Source organism: Micromonospora sp. NPDC049891, from assembly GCF_040660295.1.
In the GTDB taxonomy this organism is placed as follows: Bacteria; Actinomycetota; Actinomycetes; order Mycobacteriales; family Micromonosporaceae; genus Micromonospora.
Map to the genome: position 1 here is coordinate 43,894 of NZ_JBFAML010000024.1, position 18,116 is coordinate 62,009.

At 73.5% G+C, this 18,116-nt stretch carries 12 protein-coding genes; 10 read left to right on the forward strand and 2 right to left on the reverse strand.

All coding sequences use genetic code 11. The features are described 5' to 3' along the window. Positions 1-80: 80 nt before the first annotated feature. Positions 81-662: a Trp biosynthesis-associated membrane protein gene (locus AB0I71_RS25025; RefSeq protein ID WP_357588630.1), complete on the forward strand. Its 582-nt coding sequence runs from the start codon at positions 81-83 to the stop codon at positions 660-662. Between the two features lie 35 nt (positions 663-697). Here the strand turns inward: AB0I71_RS25025 and AB0I71_RS25030 are convergent, their stop codons facing one another. Further along, positions 698-949, reverse strand: coding sequence for a hypothetical protein (locus AB0I71_RS25030; protein WP_357588537.1), 252 nt, complete (start codon positions 947-949; stop codon positions 698-700). Positions 950-1,391: 442 nt separating this feature from the next. Between AB0I71_RS25030 and trpC the strand changes: the two genes are divergently transcribed. The 5 genes from trpC to AB0I71_RS25055 all read left to right on the forward strand — a co-directional run bounded on the left by trpC (position 1,392) and on the right by AB0I71_RS25055 (position 6,919). Continuing rightward, complete coding sequence (trpC, locus tag AB0I71_RS25035) at positions 1,392-2,195, forward strand: indole-3-glycerol phosphate synthase TrpC (protein ID WP_170863280.1); 804 nt, start codon at positions 1,392-1,394, stop codon at positions 2,193-2,195. Positions 2,196-2,233: 38 nt separating this feature from the next. Next, positions 2,234-3,472 carry a tryptophan synthase subunit beta gene (trpB, locus tag AB0I71_RS25040; protein ID WP_357588539.1) on the forward strand — a complete coding sequence of 413 codons (1,239 nt, stop codon included), beginning with the start codon at positions 2,234-2,236 and terminating at the stop codon, positions 3,470-3,472. A 4-nt stretch (positions 3,473-3,476) separates the two neighbouring features. Further along, positions 3,477-4,292: a tryptophan synthase subunit alpha gene (gene trpA, locus AB0I71_RS25045; RefSeq protein WP_357588541.1), complete on the forward strand. Its 816-nt coding sequence runs from the start codon at positions 3,477-3,479 to the stop codon at positions 4,290-4,292. A gap of 162 nt (positions 4,293-4,454) precedes the next feature. Next, positions 4,455-5,723, forward strand: coding sequence for a prolipoprotein diacylglyceryl transferase (gene lgt / locus AB0I71_RS25050; protein WP_357588543.1), 1,269 nt, complete (start codon positions 4,455-4,457; stop codon positions 5,721-5,723). A 14-nt stretch (positions 5,724-5,737) separates the two neighbouring features. Continuing rightward, the gene (locus AB0I71_RS25055) at positions 5,738-6,919 is read left to right on the forward strand and encodes an NAD(P)/FAD-dependent oxidoreductase (protein ID WP_357588545.1); all 1,182 of its coding nucleotides are present in this window, start codon (positions 5,738-5,740) and stop codon (positions 6,917-6,919) included. A 109-nt stretch (positions 6,920-7,028) separates the two neighbouring features. Here the strand turns inward: AB0I71_RS25055 and AB0I71_RS25060 are convergent, their stop codons facing one another. After that, positions 7,029-7,871 carry a GNAT family N-acetyltransferase gene (locus AB0I71_RS25060; protein ID WP_357588547.1) on the reverse strand — a complete coding sequence of 281 codons (843 nt, stop codon included), beginning with the start codon at positions 7,869-7,871 and terminating at the stop codon, positions 7,029-7,031. 148 nt (positions 7,872-8,019) lie between these two features. Between AB0I71_RS25060 and gltB the strand changes: the two genes are divergently transcribed. The 4 genes from gltB (at position 8,020) to AB0I71_RS25080 (ending at position 18,116) form a co-directional block, all read left to right on the forward strand. Next, positions 8,020-12,741, forward strand: coding sequence for a glutamate synthase large subunit (gene gltB, locus AB0I71_RS25065; RefSeq protein ID WP_357588549.1), 4,722 nt, complete (start codon positions 8,020-8,022; stop codon positions 12,739-12,741). After that, positions 12,734-14,236, forward strand: coding sequence for a glutamate synthase subunit beta (locus AB0I71_RS25070; protein ID WP_357588551.1), 1,503 nt, complete (start codon positions 12,734-12,736; stop codon positions 14,234-14,236). Before gltB ends, AB0I71_RS25070 begins: the two co-directional genes overlap by 8 nt. Positions 14,237-14,429: 193 nt before the next feature. Further along, the gene (locus tag AB0I71_RS25075) at positions 14,430-15,230 is read left to right on the forward strand and encodes an SGNH/GDSL hydrolase family protein (RefSeq protein WP_357588553.1); all 801 of its coding nucleotides are present in this window, start codon (positions 14,430-14,432) and stop codon (positions 15,228-15,230) included. A 240-nt stretch (positions 15,231-15,470) separates the two neighbouring features. Next, the gene (locus AB0I71_RS25080) at positions 15,471-18,116 is read left to right on the forward strand and encodes an FtsK/SpoIIIE domain-containing protein (RefSeq protein WP_357588555.1); all 2,646 of its coding nucleotides are present in this window, start codon (positions 15,471-15,473) and stop codon (positions 18,114-18,116) included.

Consider the following 18,116-nt stretch of genomic DNA (forward strand, 5'->3'; position numbering starts at 1 on the left):
GCGCGGACGGAAGCCGACGCGGCGAGCGCGAGGAAGGTGGCGCGGCGGAGTTCCCCGGTCGCGAACGGAAGGCTGGCGCGGTGAGCGCGTCGGAGGAACCGGGGACCGGCGGCGCGCGGCCCGTGCCGGGCCGGCGCGAGCTGGCGTACGCCGTGCTGCTCTGCCTGGCCGGCGCGGGGCTGGCGCTGTGGGCGGTGACCCGCGTCTGGGCGGTCGGCGTGGTCGGCCGGTCGGAACCGTTGCTGCTGGTGGAGGAGGGCCGCACGGGTGGGCAGCTGCTGCCGTGGCTGCCGGCGTTGGCCCTCGTCGGGCTGGCCGGCGGCGGCGCGGTGCTGGCCACCAGGGGCCGGCTGCGTCGGGTGCTCGGCGGGCTGCTGACCCTGCTCGGTCTGTCCCTGGCGGCCTTCGGCGGCTACGGGCTCGTCGGTGACCTGGGGGATCCGGTTGCCTGGTTGTGGCCGGCGCTCACCCTGCTGGGTGGGATCCTGGTCGCCGCCGGTGGTTCGTTGACCATGCTGCGCGGTCACCGCTGGCCGGCGATGGGTGCCCGCTACGAACGTCGGCCGTCCCGGCCGGCTGGGACCGGCGGTCCGATCGGCGGCGCCGGCACCGTCGAGGCGTGGGAGGCGCTGGACCGCGGCGAGGACCCGACGATCCGCTGACCGGCCGGGCGGCAGCCGTTGCCTGGGGCGTGTGGTCAGCCGACCGGCTGCCGGGCGCGCGCCCGGGCGGCGGCGAGTTCCGCGACGAGGCGGTCCAGCTCGGCCCGCTGGTCGGCTCGGGCCCGGTCGGCGCAGATGGCCTCCCAGGCGTTGCCGGACGCGGTACGGATCCGGTCCGGCCCGACCACGGCCCGCTCCAGGGTGTGGACGACACCGACGGCGAGCGACGCGACGGTGCGCGAGATGGTGGTGAGTCCGATGGTCTGGTGCGGCGCGGAGGTATTCATGATCACCCCGGGGAGAGATCGTCGTGGCGGTGGGGCAGGCGCGTCATTGAGTGTGCCCGAGCCTGATGTTGCTCGGCGCGGGTTTCGTGGTGATGACTGCACCGTCAACTCTGCGGTAGGGGGCGTGACCGGCACAGGGACCTTGGTCCTTGAGCTTGGTCACAGCATCGACGTGGCCGGATCGATGCCCCACGATCAGCCGGCCGGACAGCCTGCACATGGGCGAACGTCGATGGTATCGTGACGCAGCGTCACATTCCGTGCGCGCAAGTCGGCCATTATGCCGCAGCCCATTTCGTGAGGAGCGCCATACCCCCAGCGGTCGGGTCCAGGTGGGGCCCCCTAGCATCGGCCCATGACACCCGGAGAGGGGAGTCCGTTGGTGACTGCTGAGCATGCGCACGCGGAAGGCGACGAGGCCGGTTCGGCGGCGCCCGTCAGCGTGCTCGACGAGATCCTGGCCGGCGTCCGGGAGGACGTGGCCCGGCGGCAGGAACAGGTTCCGCTTGAGCGGATCCGTGAACTGGCCGCCGCCGCGCCGCCGCCGCTGGACGCGTACGCGGCCCTGCGCCGGCCCGGCGTCGCGGTCATCGCCGAGGTGAAGCGCGCCTCGCCGTCCAAGGGCAAGCTGGCCGAGATCGCCGACCCGGCGGACCTGGCCGGCGAGTACGCGGCCGGCGGTGCCCGCGCGATAAGCGTGCTCACCGAGGGACGCTGGTTCGGCGGGTCGCTCGACGACCTCGCCGCCGTGCGGGCCGCGGTGAACATCCCGGTGCTGCGCAAGGACTTCGTGGTCTCCAGCTACCAGGTGCATGAGGCGCGCGCCCACGGCGCGGACCTGGTGCTGCTGATCGTCGCCGCGCTGGAGCAGAACGTGCTGGTCGGCCTGCTGGAGCGGATCGAGTCGCTGGGCATGACCGCGCTCGTCGAGGTGCACGACGAGGAGGAGGCCGACCGGGCGATGGAGGCCGGCGCTCAGGTGATCGGGGTCAACGCCCGTGACCTGCGCACCCTTCAGGTCGACAGGTCGGTGTTCGAGCGGATCGCGCCCGGCCTGCCGAGCAACGTCGTCAAGATCGCGGAGTCGGGTGTACGCGGCCCGCACGACCTGATCCGGTACGCCTCGGCCGGCGCCGACGCCGTCCTCGTCGGTGAGGGGCTGGTCACCCAGAAGAGTCCCCGGGAGGCGGTGGCCGAACTGGTGAACGCCGGCAACCACCCGGCGACGCCCCGCCCGGTGCGCTGACCTGCGCCGCTGACCGTCCGTGAGCGAGAGGACCCGCGATGAGTGCTGACGCCACGAACACCGGGATGCCGGCCCGGTTCCCCGACGCCGCCGGCCACTTCGGCACGTTCGGCGGCCGGTTCGTGCCGGAGGCCCTGGTCGCCGCGCTCGACGAGCTGGCGTCGGCACACCAGGCGGCGATGGCCGACGAGACCTTCCGGGCCGAGTTCGCCGGGTTGTTGCGCGACTACGCGGGAACGCCGTCGCTGCTCTACGAGGCCCGCCGGTTCTCCGCCCGGGCCGGTGCCCGGGTGCTGCTCAAGCGTGAGGACCTCAACCACACCGGCGCGCACAAGGTGCGCAACGTGCTCGGTCAGGCGCTGCTGACCCGGCGGATGGGCAAGCGGCGGGTGATCGCCGAGACCGGTGCCGGTCAGCACGGCGTCGCCACCGCCACCGCCGCGGCCCTGTTCGACCTGGAGTGCGTGGTCTACATGGGTCAGGTCGACACCGAGCGGCAGGCGCTGAACGTGGCCCGGATGCGGATGCTCGGGGCGACGGTCGTGCCGGTGACGAACGGCTCGCGCACCCTCAAGGACGCGATGAACGAGGCGATGCGGGACTGGGTCGCAAACGTCGACGAGACCCACTACCTGATCGGTACCGCAGCCGGGCCGCACCCCTTCCCGGCGCTGGTCCGTGACTTCGTCCGGGGCATCGGCGAGGAGGCCCGGGCGCAGTGTCTGGAGCTGACCGGCGCGTTGCCGGACGCGGTGACCGCCTGTGTCGGTGGCGGCTCCAACGCGCTCGGCATCTTCCACGCCTTCACCGACGACCCGCAGGTGCGGCTGTACGGCTTCGAGGCCGGCGGCGACGGGGTGGACACCGGTCGGCACGCGGCAAGCATCACCGGCGGCTCCACCGGCGTGCTGCACGGCACCCGGACCTTCGTGCTCCAGGACGCCGACGGCCAGACGCAGGAGTCGCACTCGATCTCCGCGGGTCTGGACTACCCGGGCGTGGGCCCGGAGCACGCCTGGCTGCACGACACCGGCCGGGCCACGTACCAACCGGTCACCGACGACGAGGCGATGGCCGCGTTCGAGCTGCTCTGCCGGACCGAGGGGATCATCCCCGCGATCGAGAGCGCCCACGCCCTCGCGGGCACCCTGGCCATCGCGCCGAAGCTCGCCGCTGAGCTGGGCCGGCAGCCGACAATCGTGGTCAACCTCTCCGGCCGGGGCGACAAGGACGTGCACACCGCCGGCGAGTACTTCGGCATCCTCGACAAGGAGTGAGGCCATGAGCGAGCGGACCAGCCGGATCGGGGTGGCGTTCGACAAGGCCCGGGCGGACGGCCGGGCATTGCTGGTGGGCTGCATGCCTGCCGGTTTCCCCACCGTCGAGGGCAGCATCGCCGCGATGAAGGCGATGGTCTCCGCGGGTGTCGACGTGATCGAGGTGGAGATCCCGTACTCCGACCCGGTGATGGACGGCCCGGTGATCCAGCGCGCCAGCGACATCGCCCTGGCCGGCGGGGTACGCACCCGGGACACGTTGCGCATCATCGAGGCGGTCGCCGCCACCGGCGCACCGGTGGTGACGATGACCTACTGGAACCCGATCGAGCGGTACGGGGTCGACGCGTTCGCCCGGGACCTCGCCGCGGCCGGCGGCACCGGGCTGATCACCCCCGACCTGATCCCCGAGGAGGCCGGCGAGTGGCTGGCCGCCTCGGACGCGTACGGGCTGGACCGCACCTTCCTGGTCGCGCCCTCCTCCACCGACGAGCGGCTGGCGATGACCGCCGCACACTGCCGGGGCTTCGTCTACGCCACCGCGATCATGGGCGTGACCGGTGCCCGGTCACAGACCTCGCAGGCGGCACCGGTGCTGGTGTCCCGGGTGCGGGAGGTCACCGACCTGCCGGTCGGCGTCGGGCTGGGCGTGGGTACCGGCGCGCAGGCCGCCACGGTCGCCGGATACGCCGACGCGGTGATCGTCGGCAGCGCCCTGATCCGCTGCCTGCTCGACGCCCCCGACGAGGCGGCCGCCCTGACCGCCCTGCGCACCCTCAGCGCCGAACTAGCCGAAGGCGTCCACCACCCCACCCCGTAACCCCACCCCCCTGCGGCGCCGATCTTGCAGTTTCTGTCGCCCTTTTGGGCTGAATGCCGCCTATGTGGCGACGGAAAGTGCAAGATCGCGGGGGTTGTCGCGGGGGGTGGGCGGTGGACCGGGGTGACGGTGGAGGGGTCCGCAGCGGTAGCGTGTGCACCCGTGAGTCTCGCCTCGCCGACGTCCCTGGCCGCCATTCCCAGCCCGAGCAACGCCGTGTGGCAGCTCGGCCCGATTCCCATCCGGGCGTACGCGCTGTGCATCATCGCCGGCATCGTGGTGGCCTGCTGGGTCACCGAGCGGCGACTGCGCAAGCGTGGCGTCGCTCCCGGCGCGGTGCTCGACATCGCCGTGTGGGCGGTGCCGGCGGGCATCATCGGCGCCCGGATCTACCACGTGATCACCTCGCCGCAGGAGTACTTCGGCACCGGCGGGGACCCGATCAGGGTGTTCTTCATCCACGAGGGTGGGCTGGGCATCTGGGGTGCGGTCGCCGGTGGCGCGATCGGCGCCTGGATCGCCGCCCGGCAGCTGGGCATCCCGCTGACCGTGGTCGCCGACGCGCTGGCCCCGGGCCTGCCGCTGGCGCAGGCGATCGGACGGCTGGGCAACTGGTTCAACAACGAGCTCTACGGCGGTCGGACCGACCTGCCCTGGGGGCTGGAGATCCACCGGATGGACGGTGGGCAGGCGCTGCGCGACGAGGCCGGCCAGCCGATCCTGGAGGAGGGGCTCTACCACCCGACCTTCGCGTACGAGTTGCTGTGGAACGTCGGCGTCGCCGCGATGGTGTACCTCGTCGACCGTAAGCTGCGGCTCGGCCGGGGACGCGCCTTCGCCCTCTACGTGATGGGTTACACCGCCGGCCGGTTCTGGATCGAGATGATGCGTACCGACGAGGCCAACACGATCCTCGGCGTACGGGTCAACGTCTGGACCGCGGCGCTGGTGTTCCTCGGCGCCCTCATCTACTTCCTGCGGGTACGCGGGCCACGGGAGTTCCTGATCCCGGTCGGCCTGCCGGCCGTCGCCACCACGGGGCCGGCCACCTCCGACGTCTCGCAGGTGGACCTGTCGGCCAAGGGTGCCACCACCGAGCCGGCGGTGCCCGAGGGCTACCGGGTGGTCAGCGAGGAGCAGTTTGAGCACTGGCGCCGGACCGGCGAGGCGCCACCCGAAGCTGTGGACCCGGTGGACGCGGGCTCCCAGCCCGGCACGGACCGGCCGGACGACGAGGTGGCGACCGCCGCCCGGACCCTGGGTGAGCCGTCCCAAGGGTCGGCTGGTGGGCCCGTCGGGGCGGCCGGTGAGCGTCCCGGGTCGGCCGGTGGGCCCGCCGACGACGAGGAGACCGGCTCGGCGTCGGATTCACCCGCCGAGGGCACGGCGACGGAATCCGCGGCTGCGCGGCCCGCCGACCGCGACAGCTGAGGCCAGGGGACGCCATGCGGACCGCGGTGGTGGTCGGCGGCGGGCTCGGCGGCCTGGCGGTCTCCGGCGCGCTCGCCCGCTCGGGCTGGCAGGTCACCCTCCTGGAGCGCGCCGACCGGATCCGCCCGGAGCCGGCCGCCGTGGTGCTCTGGCCCAACGGGGTCCGGGCGCTGCGTGCCCTGGGGCTCGGCGCCGGGCTGGACGCCATCGCCACCGCGCTGCCCGACGGGGGTGTCCGCCGGCCTGACGGGCACTGGCTGGTGCAACCCCGGCCGACGCCGGCCGAGCGCCTCCCGGTGGTGGTGCACCGTGAGGACCTGCACGACGCACTGATCGCGGGCCTGGGCGAGCGGGTCGAGCTGCGTACCGGGGTGACGGTGCGGACGGTGCGCGCCGCCGCTGGTGAACGGCCCGCCGTCGGCGACGGCCGGCACACGTACGAGGCTGACCTGGTCGTCGCCGCCGACGGCACGGACAGCGTGATCCGTCGTCAGCTCGCCCCCGAATCGGGGGTGGTCAGCTCCGGCTGCGCCGCCTGGCGGGCGGTGATTCCCTGGTACCGGGCGTCCAGTCTGCCCGATTCGGTCGGCGGCGAGATCCTCGGTGCCGGTTACCGCTTCGTGGCGGCATCACTTGGCGAGCGTGGTTCCTCCGGTGCCTCCAGCCGTGGCGGCATCTACTGGATGGCCACCGCTGCGGGGGCAGCTCGACCCGAGCCGCCGGAGACGCAGTTGGCGCTGCTGCGTCGGTGGTACGCCGGTTGGCCCGCGCCGGTCGACGAACTGCTGGCCGCGACCGACCCGGCCGACCTGGTGCAGCGGGAGATCCGGGAGCTGCGTCCGCTGCCCCGGTCGTACGGCTACCCGGCCGGGCCGGGCGGGGTGGTGCTGCTCGGCGACGCCGCTCACGCCATGCCGCCGCACCTCGGGCAGGGCGCCTGCCTGGCCTTCGAGGACGCCGCGACGCTCGCCGCGCTGCTGCGTGAGTCGACCCTGCCCGACGCGGTGGTGGCGTACGACCGGGTGCGACGACCCCGCGCGGCGGCCGTGGTCCGGCAGACCCGCCGGATGTCCGCCGTGTTGCGCACCCGGGGCCGTCTGGCGCTGCGCGCCCGCGACGCCGCCCTGGGCACCATCACCCCCCGCCTGCTCGGCACCGCCGCCACCATCGCCGCCCAGTGGCGCCCCCCGGTGTGACGCTCGTCCACCCACTTCGGCCCGCTTTCCGCGTTGATCAAGAAGTTCTGGTCAGCAGAAGCGGGGAGCGCGACCAAAACTTCTTGATCAACCGGGTGGGGGTGGGTGTTCAGGGGGTGACCGCGGCGGCTTCGGCGATGCAGGCGGTGCCGATGCGGCGGAAACCGACGCGCAGGTAGACCCGGGCGATCTCCTCGCTGCCGGCGGAGAGGAACACCAGGTCGGTGCCGGTGTCCAGCAGGGTACGGGCCAGGGTGGCGGTGACCGCCGCGCCGAGCCCCCGGCGGCGGGCGGTGGGCAGGGTGGCCACCCCGGCGATCTCGGCGACGTCGCCGACCCGCATCGCCATCCCGCTGGCCAGCGGGCCCTCCGTCGCGGTGCCGGCCAGCGCGGACAGCCGGCTGCCGTCGGCGATGCGGGATCGTTCCTCCTCGACCGCCGCGGCGTCCAGCCCGGTCATGGCGGTGTCGCGTTCGGCCGGTCCGGCCGCACCCCGTCCGGTGCCGGGGGCGGCGAACCCGACAGCCGCCACGGCCCGCCGGGCGGCCACCGCCGAGTCGAAGTCCGCATCCGCCGGGTCGAGCAACCGCACCGGTACGCCCAGCTCCGCCGGATCCGGCAGGGCGGCCGGGTCGAGCACCATCAGCGGCGCTTCGAGGACGCACAGGCCTGCCGAGCGGGCCACCGCCAGCAGTGCGGGGGTGGTGTCGTGCACCCATTCGAGGGACTCGGGCAGGCCGAGTTCCCGCTGGCGGGTCCGCACCGCCGCCACGTCGGCGAGGGTCGGTGATCCGTTACCGTCGCGCCGTGGCCGGGCGTAGAACGGCCATCCCGGGCCTTCCCGGACGAAGAGCACCAGACTGCCGTGATCTTCCACACGGGCCGCGTCCCGGGGCACCGCGTCGTAGAACCGTTCCAACCGGTCGAGGAGGTCGGTACGCTCGGAATCCACGCCGCGAGATTACATGTCCCAGAGTCTGGACGGTGTGATCAATCTGCACTGGCCTTGCGTGCCGGGCCCTAACGTAGACTCAATAGTCCGATACAAGGGCCGACGTCGTCCCGACCATGTTCATGCCTGAGCGACGACAGGAGGCCCGGTGGCCCTTGCGTACCCACACCGCCCCCAGCCGGCGCCGCGAGAAGGCCAGGTAGCGTCCCCTGCCGGCCTCCACGACCCCGCGTACGAGCATGACGCGTGCGGCGTGGCCTTCGTGGCGGACCTGCACGGCCGACGCTCGCACACAGTGGTCGCCAACGGCCTCGGTGCGCTGTGTCGGCTGGACCACCGTGGTGCCCGGGGCGCGGAACCGAACACCGGTGACGGTGCCGGCATCATGATCCAGGTGCCGGACGCGTTCCTGCGCGCGGTTGTCGAGTTTCCACTGCCCCCGGCCGGCGAGTACGCCACCGGCCTGGCCTTCCTGCCCGACGACGACGCCGCCGAGGCCCGTGCCCGGCAGGTGGTCGAGAAGTACGCCCTGGTCGAGGGTGCCGAGGTGTTCGGCTGGCGGGACGTCCCGGTCGACCCGAGTGACCTGGGTGAGACGGCCCTGGCGGCGATGCCCCGGGTCCGCCAGGTCTTCCTCGGCGCGAAGCGGCTGACCGACACTCCCGCCGGTCCGGCCGGTGCCCCGCTGCGCGGCCTCGAGCTGGAGCGGGTCGCCTTCTGCGTACGCAAGCAGGCCGAGCGCGAGTCCGCCGAGCGGGGGGTGACGGCCTACTTCCCGTCGCTGTCCGCCCGGACCATGGTCTACAAGGGGATGCTCACCCCGGAGCAGCTGCCCGCGTTCTACCCGGACCTCACCGACGAGCGGGTGGACAGCGCCATCGCCCTGGTGCACTCCCGGTTCTCCACGAACACCTTCCCGTCCTGGCCGCTGGCGCACCCGTACCGCCTCATCGCCCACAACGGCGAGATCAACACCATCCGGGGCAACCGGAACTGGATGCAGGCCCGCGAGGCGCTGCTGCGTACGCCGGACCTGCCCGGCAACATTCGGCGGGTGTTCCCGGTCTGCACCCCGGCCGCCTCCGACTCGGCCAACTTCGACGAGGTCCTCGAACTGCTGCACCTGGCCGGGCGGAGCCTGCCGCACGCGGTGCTGATGATGATCCCCGAGGCCTGGGAGAACGACCCCGACATGCGCGCCGACAAGCGCGCCTTCTACCGCTTCCACGCCAGCCTGATGGAGCCGTGGGACGGCCCGGCCTCGGTCGCCTTCACCGACGGCGAGATCGTCGGCGCGGTGCTCGACCGAAACGGCCTGCGTCCGGGCCGCTGGTGGCAGACCGTGGACGGGCTGGTGGTGCTGGGCAGCGAGGCGGGCGTCCTCGACCTCGACCCGGCCACCGTGGTGGCCAAGGGTCGGCTCCAGCCGGGCAAGATGTTCCTGGTCGACACCGTCGCCGGCCGGATCGTGCACGACGACGAGATCAAGACCGAGCTGGCCGCCGCCGAGCCGTACGCCGACTGGCTGCACGCCGGGCTGATCGAGCTGGACGACCTGCCGGCCCGCGAGCACGTCGTGTACACCCACGACTCGGTACGCCGTCGGCAGCAGACCTTCGGCTACACCGAGGAGGAGCTGAAGATCCTGCTCGCGCCGATGGCGCGGACCGGTGCGGAGCCGATCGGCTCGATGGGCACCGACACCCCGATCTCCCCGCTGTCCACCCGGCCACGGCTGCTCTACGACTACTTCCATCAGCTGTTCGCCCAGGTCACCAACCCTCCGCTGGACGCCATCCGGGAGGAGCTGGTGACCAGCCTGGCCACCACCATCGGCCCAGAGGGCAACCTGCTCGATCCCGGCCCGGCGAGCTGCCGGCAGATCGTGCTGCCCTACCCGGTGATCGACAACGACGAGCTGGCGAAGATCCTCTGTATCGACGAGGACGGTGACCTGCCCGGGTTCAAGGCGGTGCGGGTCTCCGGGCTCTACCGCATCCGCGACGGCGGCGCCGGGATCAAGGCCCGGCTGACCGAGATCTGCCGGCACGTCTCCGAGGCCATCGAGGACGGCGTACGGATCCTGGTGCTCTCCGACCGGGACTCCAACGCCGACCTGGCCCCGATCCCGTCGCTGCTGCTCACCGCCGCGGTGCACCAGCACCTGGTCCGGGAGCAGACCCGGACCCAGGTCGCGCTGATCGTCGAGTCGGGCGACTGCCGCGAGGTGCACCACGCGGCCGTGCTGATCGGCTACGGCGCTGCCGCGGTCAACCCGTACCTCGCCTTCGAGTCGGTCGAGGACATGATCTCCACGGGCGCGTTGGTCGGGGTCGAGCCGCGGGCGGCGATCCGCAACTACGTCAAGGCGCTCGGCAAGGGCGTCCTGAAGATCATGTCCAAGATGGGCATCTCGACCGTGTCGTCGTACTGCGGTGCCCAGGTCTTCGAAGCGGTCGGGCTGCACACCCGGCTGGTCGAGCGGTATTTCCGGGGCACCCCGAGCACCATCAGTGGCGTCGGGCTGGACGGCATCCACACCGAGGTGGCCGCCCGGCACGCGTTGGCCTGGCCGGCGCCCGGCGCCGAGTCGGTCGAGCTGCTGCCGGTGGGCGGCGAGTACCAGTGGCGTCGCGAGGGTGAGCTGCACCTGTTCAACCCGGAGACGGTCTTCCTGCTCCAGCACGCCACCCGCAGCCGGCAGTACGACGTCTTCCGCGAGTACACCGCGAAGGTCGACGAGCTGGCCGCGCGGGCGGGTTCGCTGCGCGGGCTGTTCCGGCTGCGGGACGGGGTGCTGCCGCCGGTGCCGATCGAGGAGGTGGAGCCGGCCAGCGAGATCGTCAAGCGGTTCGCCACCGGCGCCATGTCGTACGGGTCGATCTCGGCCGAGTCGCACGAGACCCTCGCCATCGCGATGAACCGGCTGGGCGGCAAGTCCAACACCGGCGAGGGCGGGGAGGACGTCGAGCGGCTGCACGACCCCGCCCGCCGGTCCGCCGTGAAGCAGATCGCCAGCGGCCGGTTCGGTGTCACGAGCGAATATCTCGTCAACGCCGACGACCTTCAGATCAAGATGGCGCAGGGGGCCAAGCCCGGCGAGGGTGGTCAGCTGCCCGGCAACAAGGTCTGGCCGTGGATCGCCCGTACCCGGCACGCCACCCCCGGTGTCGGCCTGATCTCGCCGCCGCCGCACCACGACATCTACTCCATCGAGGACCTCGCCCAGCTGGTGCACGACCTCAAGTGCGTCAACCCGGCCGCCCGGGTGCACGTGAAGCTGGTAAGCGAGGTCGGTGTCGGCACCGTCGCCGCCGGGGTGGCCAAGCTCAAGGCCGACGTCATCCTGATCTCCGGTCATGACGGCGGCACCGGCGCGTCCCCGCTGAACTCGCTCAAGCACGCCGGTACGCCCTGGGAGCTGGGCCTGGCCGAGGCGCAGCAGACGCTGCTGCTCAACAAGCTGCGTGACCGGGTGACCGTGCAGGTCGACGGGCAGCTCAAGACCGGCCGGGACGTGATCGTCGCGGCGCTGCTCGGTGCCGAGGAGTTCGGCTTCGCCACCGCGCCGCTCATCGTCTCCGGCTGCATCATGATGCGCGTCTGTCACCTGGACACCTGCCCGGTGGGCATCGCCACCCAGAACCCGGTGCTGCGCGAGCGCTACACCGGCAAGCCCGAGTTCGTGGAGAACTTCTTCCTGTTCCTCGCCGAGGAGATCCGCGGCTACCTGGCCGAGTTGGGCCTGCGCAGCATCGACGAGGCGATCGGGCGTACCGAGCTGCTCGACGTCGCACCGGCGGTCGAGCACTGGAAGGCCGGCGGGCTCGACCTCGGTCGGGTGCTGCACCTGCCGGAGCTGCCCGAGGGCGCGGCCCGTCGGGGCGTACGCGCCCAGGACCACGGCCTTGAGCTGGCGCTGGACAACGACCTCATCGCTCTCGCCGCGCCGGCCCTGGGCCCGGCCGGGCGCGACGGGTCGGTCCCGCTGGTGCGCGCCGAGGTGGCGATCCGCAACGAGCACCGCAGCGTCGGCGCGATGCTCGGCGGTGCGGTCACCCGCCGCCACGGCGGCGCCGGCCTGCCCGCCGACACCATTGAGTTCACCCTGCGCGGCACCGCCGGGCAGTCCTTCGGCGCGTTCCTGCCGCGTGGGGTGACCCTGCGCCTGCACGGCGACGCCAACGACTACGTCGGCAAGGGGCTCTCCGGTGGCCGGCTGATCGTCCGGCCGGACGCGGCGGCACCGTTCGTGTCCGCCGACGCCGACGCGGGTGGTCGCGCCGAGGACCAGATCATCGCCGGCAACACCATCCTGTACGGGGCCACCGCGGGTGAGGTCTTCCTGCGCGGCCGGGTGGGGGAACGGTTCGCGGTCCGCAACTCGGGCGCGGTGACTGTCGTCGAGGGTGTCGGCGACCACGGCTGCGAGTACATGACCGGCGGCACCGTGGTGGTGCTCGGTCGGACCGGCCGCAACTTCGCCGCCGGCATGTCCGGCGGGACGGCGTTCGTCTGGAACCTCGACCGACGCCGGGTCAACACCGAGCTGGTCGACCTGTCCGCCCCGAGCGAGGCGGAACGGACCCGCCTGCACGAGCTGGTGCAGCGGCACTTCGCCGAGACCGACTCGGCGATCGCCGAACAGCTGCTCAAGCGTTGGCCGGAGGCGGTGGAGGAGTTCACCGCAGTGGTTCCCCGGGACTACCGCCGGGTTATGGAGATCATGCGGGCCGCCGAAGCCGCCGGCCAGGACGTCGACGACGCGGTGATGAGCGCACTGGCGACACCGGCGCAGCCGGCCGCCGGCTCGTCCGCGCCGGTCCCGCCCGCGCCGCGGGTGGTCGCCCAGGAGGTGGCTCGTGCCTGACCCGAACGGTTTCCTGCGCTACGGCCGGCGGTTGCCGGTCCGCCGGCCCGTGCCGGTGCGCATCAGCGACTGGCGGGAGGTCTACCCGCCGGCCGGTGAGGGACTGATCCGCGAGCAGGCCACCCGCTGCATGGACTGCGGCATCCCGTTCTGCCACGACGGTTGCCCGCTGGGCAACCGCATCCCGGACTGGAACGACCTGGTCCGTACCGGCAACTGGGACGCGGCGGTGGAGTCGCTGCACGCCACGAACAACTTCCCCGAGTTCACCGGCCGGCTCTGCCCGGCGCCCTGCGAGGCCGCGTGTGTGCTCGGCATCGCCGGCGGCGATCCGGTGACCATCAAGCAGGTCGAGGTGGAGATCGCCGACGCGGCCGCGGCCCGGGGGCTGACCCCGCGCCCGGTGTCCGCGCCCTCCGGCCGGTCGGTCGCCGTGGTCGGCTCCGGGCCGGCCGGGCTCGCCGCCGCGCAGCAGCTGGCCCGCGCGGGTCACGCGGTGACCGTGTACGAGCGCGACGACGCGATCGGTGGCCTGCTGCGCTACGGCATCCCCGACTTCAAGCTGGAGAAGCGGCACATCGACGCCCGGTTGGCGCAACTGCGCGCCGAGGGGGTCGTCTTCCGGGCCGGGGTGAACGTCGGGGTCGACGTCACCGCCGAGCAGCTGCGCGCCGAGCACGACGCGGTGCTGTTGGCCTGCGGCGCGTTGCAGGGCCGGGACACCGACACCCCGGGCCGGCAGCTGCGCGGCGTACACCAGGCGATGGCGCACCTGGTCGCCGCCAACCGGGTGGTCGCGGCGGCCGGCGAGGGCCGGCCCGCGCTGGCCACCCTGCCGGACGGTACGCCCATCGACGCGGCCGGCAAGCACGTGGTCATCATCGGCGGCGGCGACACCGCGGCGGACTGCCTGGGTGTGGCTCACCGGCAGGGCGCGGCCGGTGTGCACCAGCTCGACCTGTACCCGCAGCCGCCCCGGGCCCGGGACGAGGGCCGCGACCCGTGGCCGACGTGGCCGTGGGTCCTGCGGGAGTACCCGGCCCACGAGGAGGGCGGCGAGCGCGTCTTCGCGGTGGCGGTGCAGGAGTTCGTGGACGACGGCACCGGTGCGGTGCGGGCGGTGCGGATCGCCGAGGTGAGTGTGGAGAAGCGCGACGGCCGGCGGATCCTCACGGTGGTGCCGGGCACCGAGCGGGAGCTGCCCGCCGACCTGGTGCTGCTGGCGATCGGCTTCGAGGGCACCGAGGAGCAGCCGTTGCTGGCGCAGCTCGGGGTGGCCCGGAACGCGCGCGGTGCTGTCGACTCCCGGGCGGACTGGCAGACCGAGGCCGACGGGGTCTTCGTCGCCGGTGACATGCACCGGGGTGCGTCGCTCATCGTCTGGGCGATCGCCGAGGGTCGGGCCGCCGCCGCGGCGATCCACACGTACCTGGACGGCGTCGGCGCCCTGCCGGCCCCGGTCCACCCGGCCAGCCGGCCCCTGGCGGCGCACTGACCGCCAGCTGCTGACGAGGTCTGCACGAGGCCGCGTCCACGCGGGACGACCGCGCGGACGCGGCCTCGCCGTGTCCAGCGCCTTAACGGCTATTCACTTTATCCAACTGTTTCGATAGCATTACCGACCAGTAACAACCCTTGGCCACGCGCGCGGCTCTCGGGCTCCACCACCACCCCTGTGGAGGTCCGTCATGCCACACCGTCCGCTGGCCCGCGCCCTGACCGCGCTGGTCGCCCTCTTCACCGCCGCCGTCGGCGCGCTGGCCGTCCCCGGCGTCGCCCAGGCCGCCGCTCCGATCCACTACGTCGCCCTCGGTGACTCGTACTCCTCCGGCGTCGGTGCCGGACCGTACGACCTGTCCACCTGCCTGCGCAGCCAGAAGTCGTACGCCCCGCTGTGGGCCGCCGCCAACAACGTGGCAAGCTTCCGGTTCCCCGCCTGCGGCGGCGCGGTCACCGCCGACGTGCTCAACAACCAGCTCGGCTCGCTCTCCGCCACCACCACCATGGTCACCATCACCATCGGTGGCAACGACGCCGGGTTCGCCGACGTGATGACCGACTGCCGGTTCGGCAGCACCTCCACCTGCACCAACGCGGTGAACGCCGCGAAGGCCTTCGCCACCGGCACGCTGCCGGCCCGGCTGGACCGCACCTACGCCGCGATCCGGGAGCGGGCCCCCAACGCCCGCCTGATCGTGCTCGGCTACCCACGGCTGTTCGAGACCAGCTACTGCGGACTGCTGGCCATGAGCACCTACAAGCGCACCATCCTCAACGAGGCCGCCGACGTCCTCGCCACCGTGACCGCCGACCGGGCCGCCGCGGCCGGCGCCACCTTCGCCGACACCCGACCCACCTTCGCCGGCCACGGCGTCTGCGGCGCCCAGCCGTGGATCCGGGACGTCACCGGGGTCATCGAGGCGTACCACCCGAACGCCGACGGCTACCGCTACGGCTACCTGCCGGCGCTCAACGCGGTCACCGGCTGACCGCGCGGTGCGGCCGACGGTCCGGTTCGGGCCGTCGGCCGCCGTGCCTCCGGTCGCCGTGGACGGTGCCCGACTCCTGCTCCCACGCGACGGGCTCCACTTCCGGGCGGTACCGCGGGCCGCGAGTCAATGACCTGTCGAGGTCGCCGGCCGACACGTCCGGTTCGGACTGTGCCGGTGTCGCCGCCGTCCGTTAGGGTTTCTGCGACCAGGCGGCGCTCGGCGGTGAGGGGCAGGGGTGTGGGCAGGCTCGCGTCGGCGTACGAGCAGGCGGTCGCCGCCCACCGGGCCGCCCGCACGCATCTTGAATCCGCCCGCACCGCGCTGACCGCCATCACACCATCGGCACCTGTGGTCGACACCGACCTGCTGACCCGGCTGGCCCGGGTCGGTACGGCGCTGGCCACCCCGACCCCGGGCACCCCGCTGGCCCGCCAGCCCGTCCCGGTACGCGTCGGGGAGGCCGTCACCGCCGGCGGCGGCTTCCCGGTGCTGCTGCCCCTGGGGGCCGGGCACCATCTGGCGATCGACGGCGACGCCCGCCAGCCGGCGGTCGCCGGGCTGTTGCGGGCCCTGGTGCTGCGGCTGTTGGCCACCGCCGTGCCCGGCGGCGTCCGGGTCGCCGCGCTGGACACCGCAGCCCTCGGCGCCACCTTCGGTCCCCTGCGACCGCTGCTCGACGCCGGGGTGGTCGACCCGCCGGCCACCACCGAAGCCGAGGTCACCACCCTGCTCGACGCCGCCGAACGGCACGCCCGGGCCGCGCGCCAGGCCGACCGGCCGGACCAGGACCTGCTGGTGCTCGTCGCCGCGTCCGTCCCCACTCCCCGCGAGGCAGCCCGGCTGGCCGCGCTCACCCACGCCGGTCCGGCCGCCGCCGTCTGTGTGCTGCTCGCCGGCTGGCCGCCGGCCGGGCCGGGCGAGTCCGCCCCACCGTTGGGGGCCACCACGCTGCTGCGGCTGACCGACGGGTACGCCCGGGTCGGCGACCCGCCCGGCGCGCCGTTCAGTGCCGACGGCAGTGGCCTGGCCGCGCCGGTGGCCCTCGACGGCGACCCGCCACCGGCCTCCGTCGCCGCGCTCGCCGCCCACCTGGGCGAGGCCGCCCGGCGTGGCGAGGCGGTCGGCTTCGCCGACCTGCTGCCCGGACAGCGGTGGAGCGCCTCCGCCCGCGCGGGTCTGCGTACCGTGGTGGGCCGCGCCGGACGCGACCCGGTCACCATGGCCTTCGACGACGCCACTCCGCACTGGCTGGTCGGTGGGCGTACCGGCGCCGGCAAGACGGTCTTCCTGCTCGACGTGCTGTACGGACTGGCCGCCCGTTACTCTCCGGCCGAGTTGCAGCTCTACCTCCTGGATTTCAAGGAGGGGGTCAGCTTCACCGAGTTCGTACCCACCGACCGCGACCCGTCGTGGCTGCCGCACGCCCGCGCCGTCGGCATCGAGAGCGACCGGGAGTACGGCGTGGCCGTGCTGCGCGAACTGCGCCGCGAACTGCACCGGCGGTCCACCGCGCTCAAGCGGCACGGCGTCACCAAGCTCGCCGACCTGCCCGCCGGCACCTCGGTACCCCGGATCGTCGCCGTGATCGACGAGTTCCACGTGCTGCTCGCCGGCAACGATCCGCTCGCCCGCGAGTCGGTGGACCTGCTTGAGGAACTGGCCCGCAAAGGCCGCTCGTACGGCGTACATCTGGTGCTGGCCAGCCAGAGCACGACGGGGATCGAGGCGCTCTACGGCCGCGCCGAGGCGGTCTTCGGGCAGTTCGCCCTGCGGGTGGCGTTGCCCGGTGGCGGGGGAGTGCTCGACCACCTCAACGACGCCGCGGTGACGCTGCCGGTCGGCTCGGCGGTGGTGAACACCGCCGCCGGTGCACCCGGTGCGAACACCGTGATCCGCTTCCCCGACGCGCACGCCGCGACCGACGAGCTGACCCGGCTGCGCCACGAGCTGTGGCAGGCCCGCCCGGCGGGTGCCCGCCCGCCGTCGGTGTTCCGTGGCTACGACACCGCCCGCGTCGAGGACGACGCCACGTTCACCGGGTTGCGCCCCGGCGGCCGGCGTCCTCTGGCCCTGGTCGGCCGGACTGTCGACGTGGACGGCACCACCGCCCTGTTCATCATGGACACCGCGCCCGGTCGGCACCTGGCCGTGGTCGGCACCTCGCCCGCCGGGGCCGAGGTGCTGCGGGCAGCCACCCTGAGCCTGGCCCGTCAGCACCACCCGGGCGAGGCCACCTTCCTGCTCGCCGCGCTGGTGGCCGCCGCCGACCCGGCGGCCGAGGACACGGCCGCGACGCTTGCCGCCGCCGGACACCGCGTGGCACGCCTCGACGCCGCCGCGCTGCGCGACCGGATCAGCACCCTCGCCACCAACCTGGCCGGCGGACACCGGCCCGGCGGCGCACCGCGGCCACCTGTCGGGGACAGCGCCCCGAGCACGCCATCTGCCGTGCCGGCCGGCACGGACAGCGCGCCTACGGGCCCGGACGTCGGGTCGGCGGGGCGGGCCTACCTGGTGGTGTTCGGAATGGACGCCGCCGCCGGCCTGCTCGGCGAGAGCGACCCCACCACGTTCCGCTCCGGCCACGACGACCTGCGGGTGCTGCTGCGGCAGGGGCCCGGCCACGGGGTGCACCTGCTCGGCTGGTGGCGCGGCCTGCGTCGGCTCGCCGACGACCTCGGCGGCACGCAGAACCGCGACGACGTCGCCTGCCTGGTCGCACTGAACGTGCCCGGCGCGGATCTCGGCCTGCACCTCGGCGTGCACGACCTCGCGTACACCCCCCGCGCGGATCGGGCGCTGCTTGTCGACCGGCACGACCAGCGGGTCCGGTTGATCGTGCCGTTCGCCCGCGACGGTCACCCCTCCGACGGGCAGGAGTGA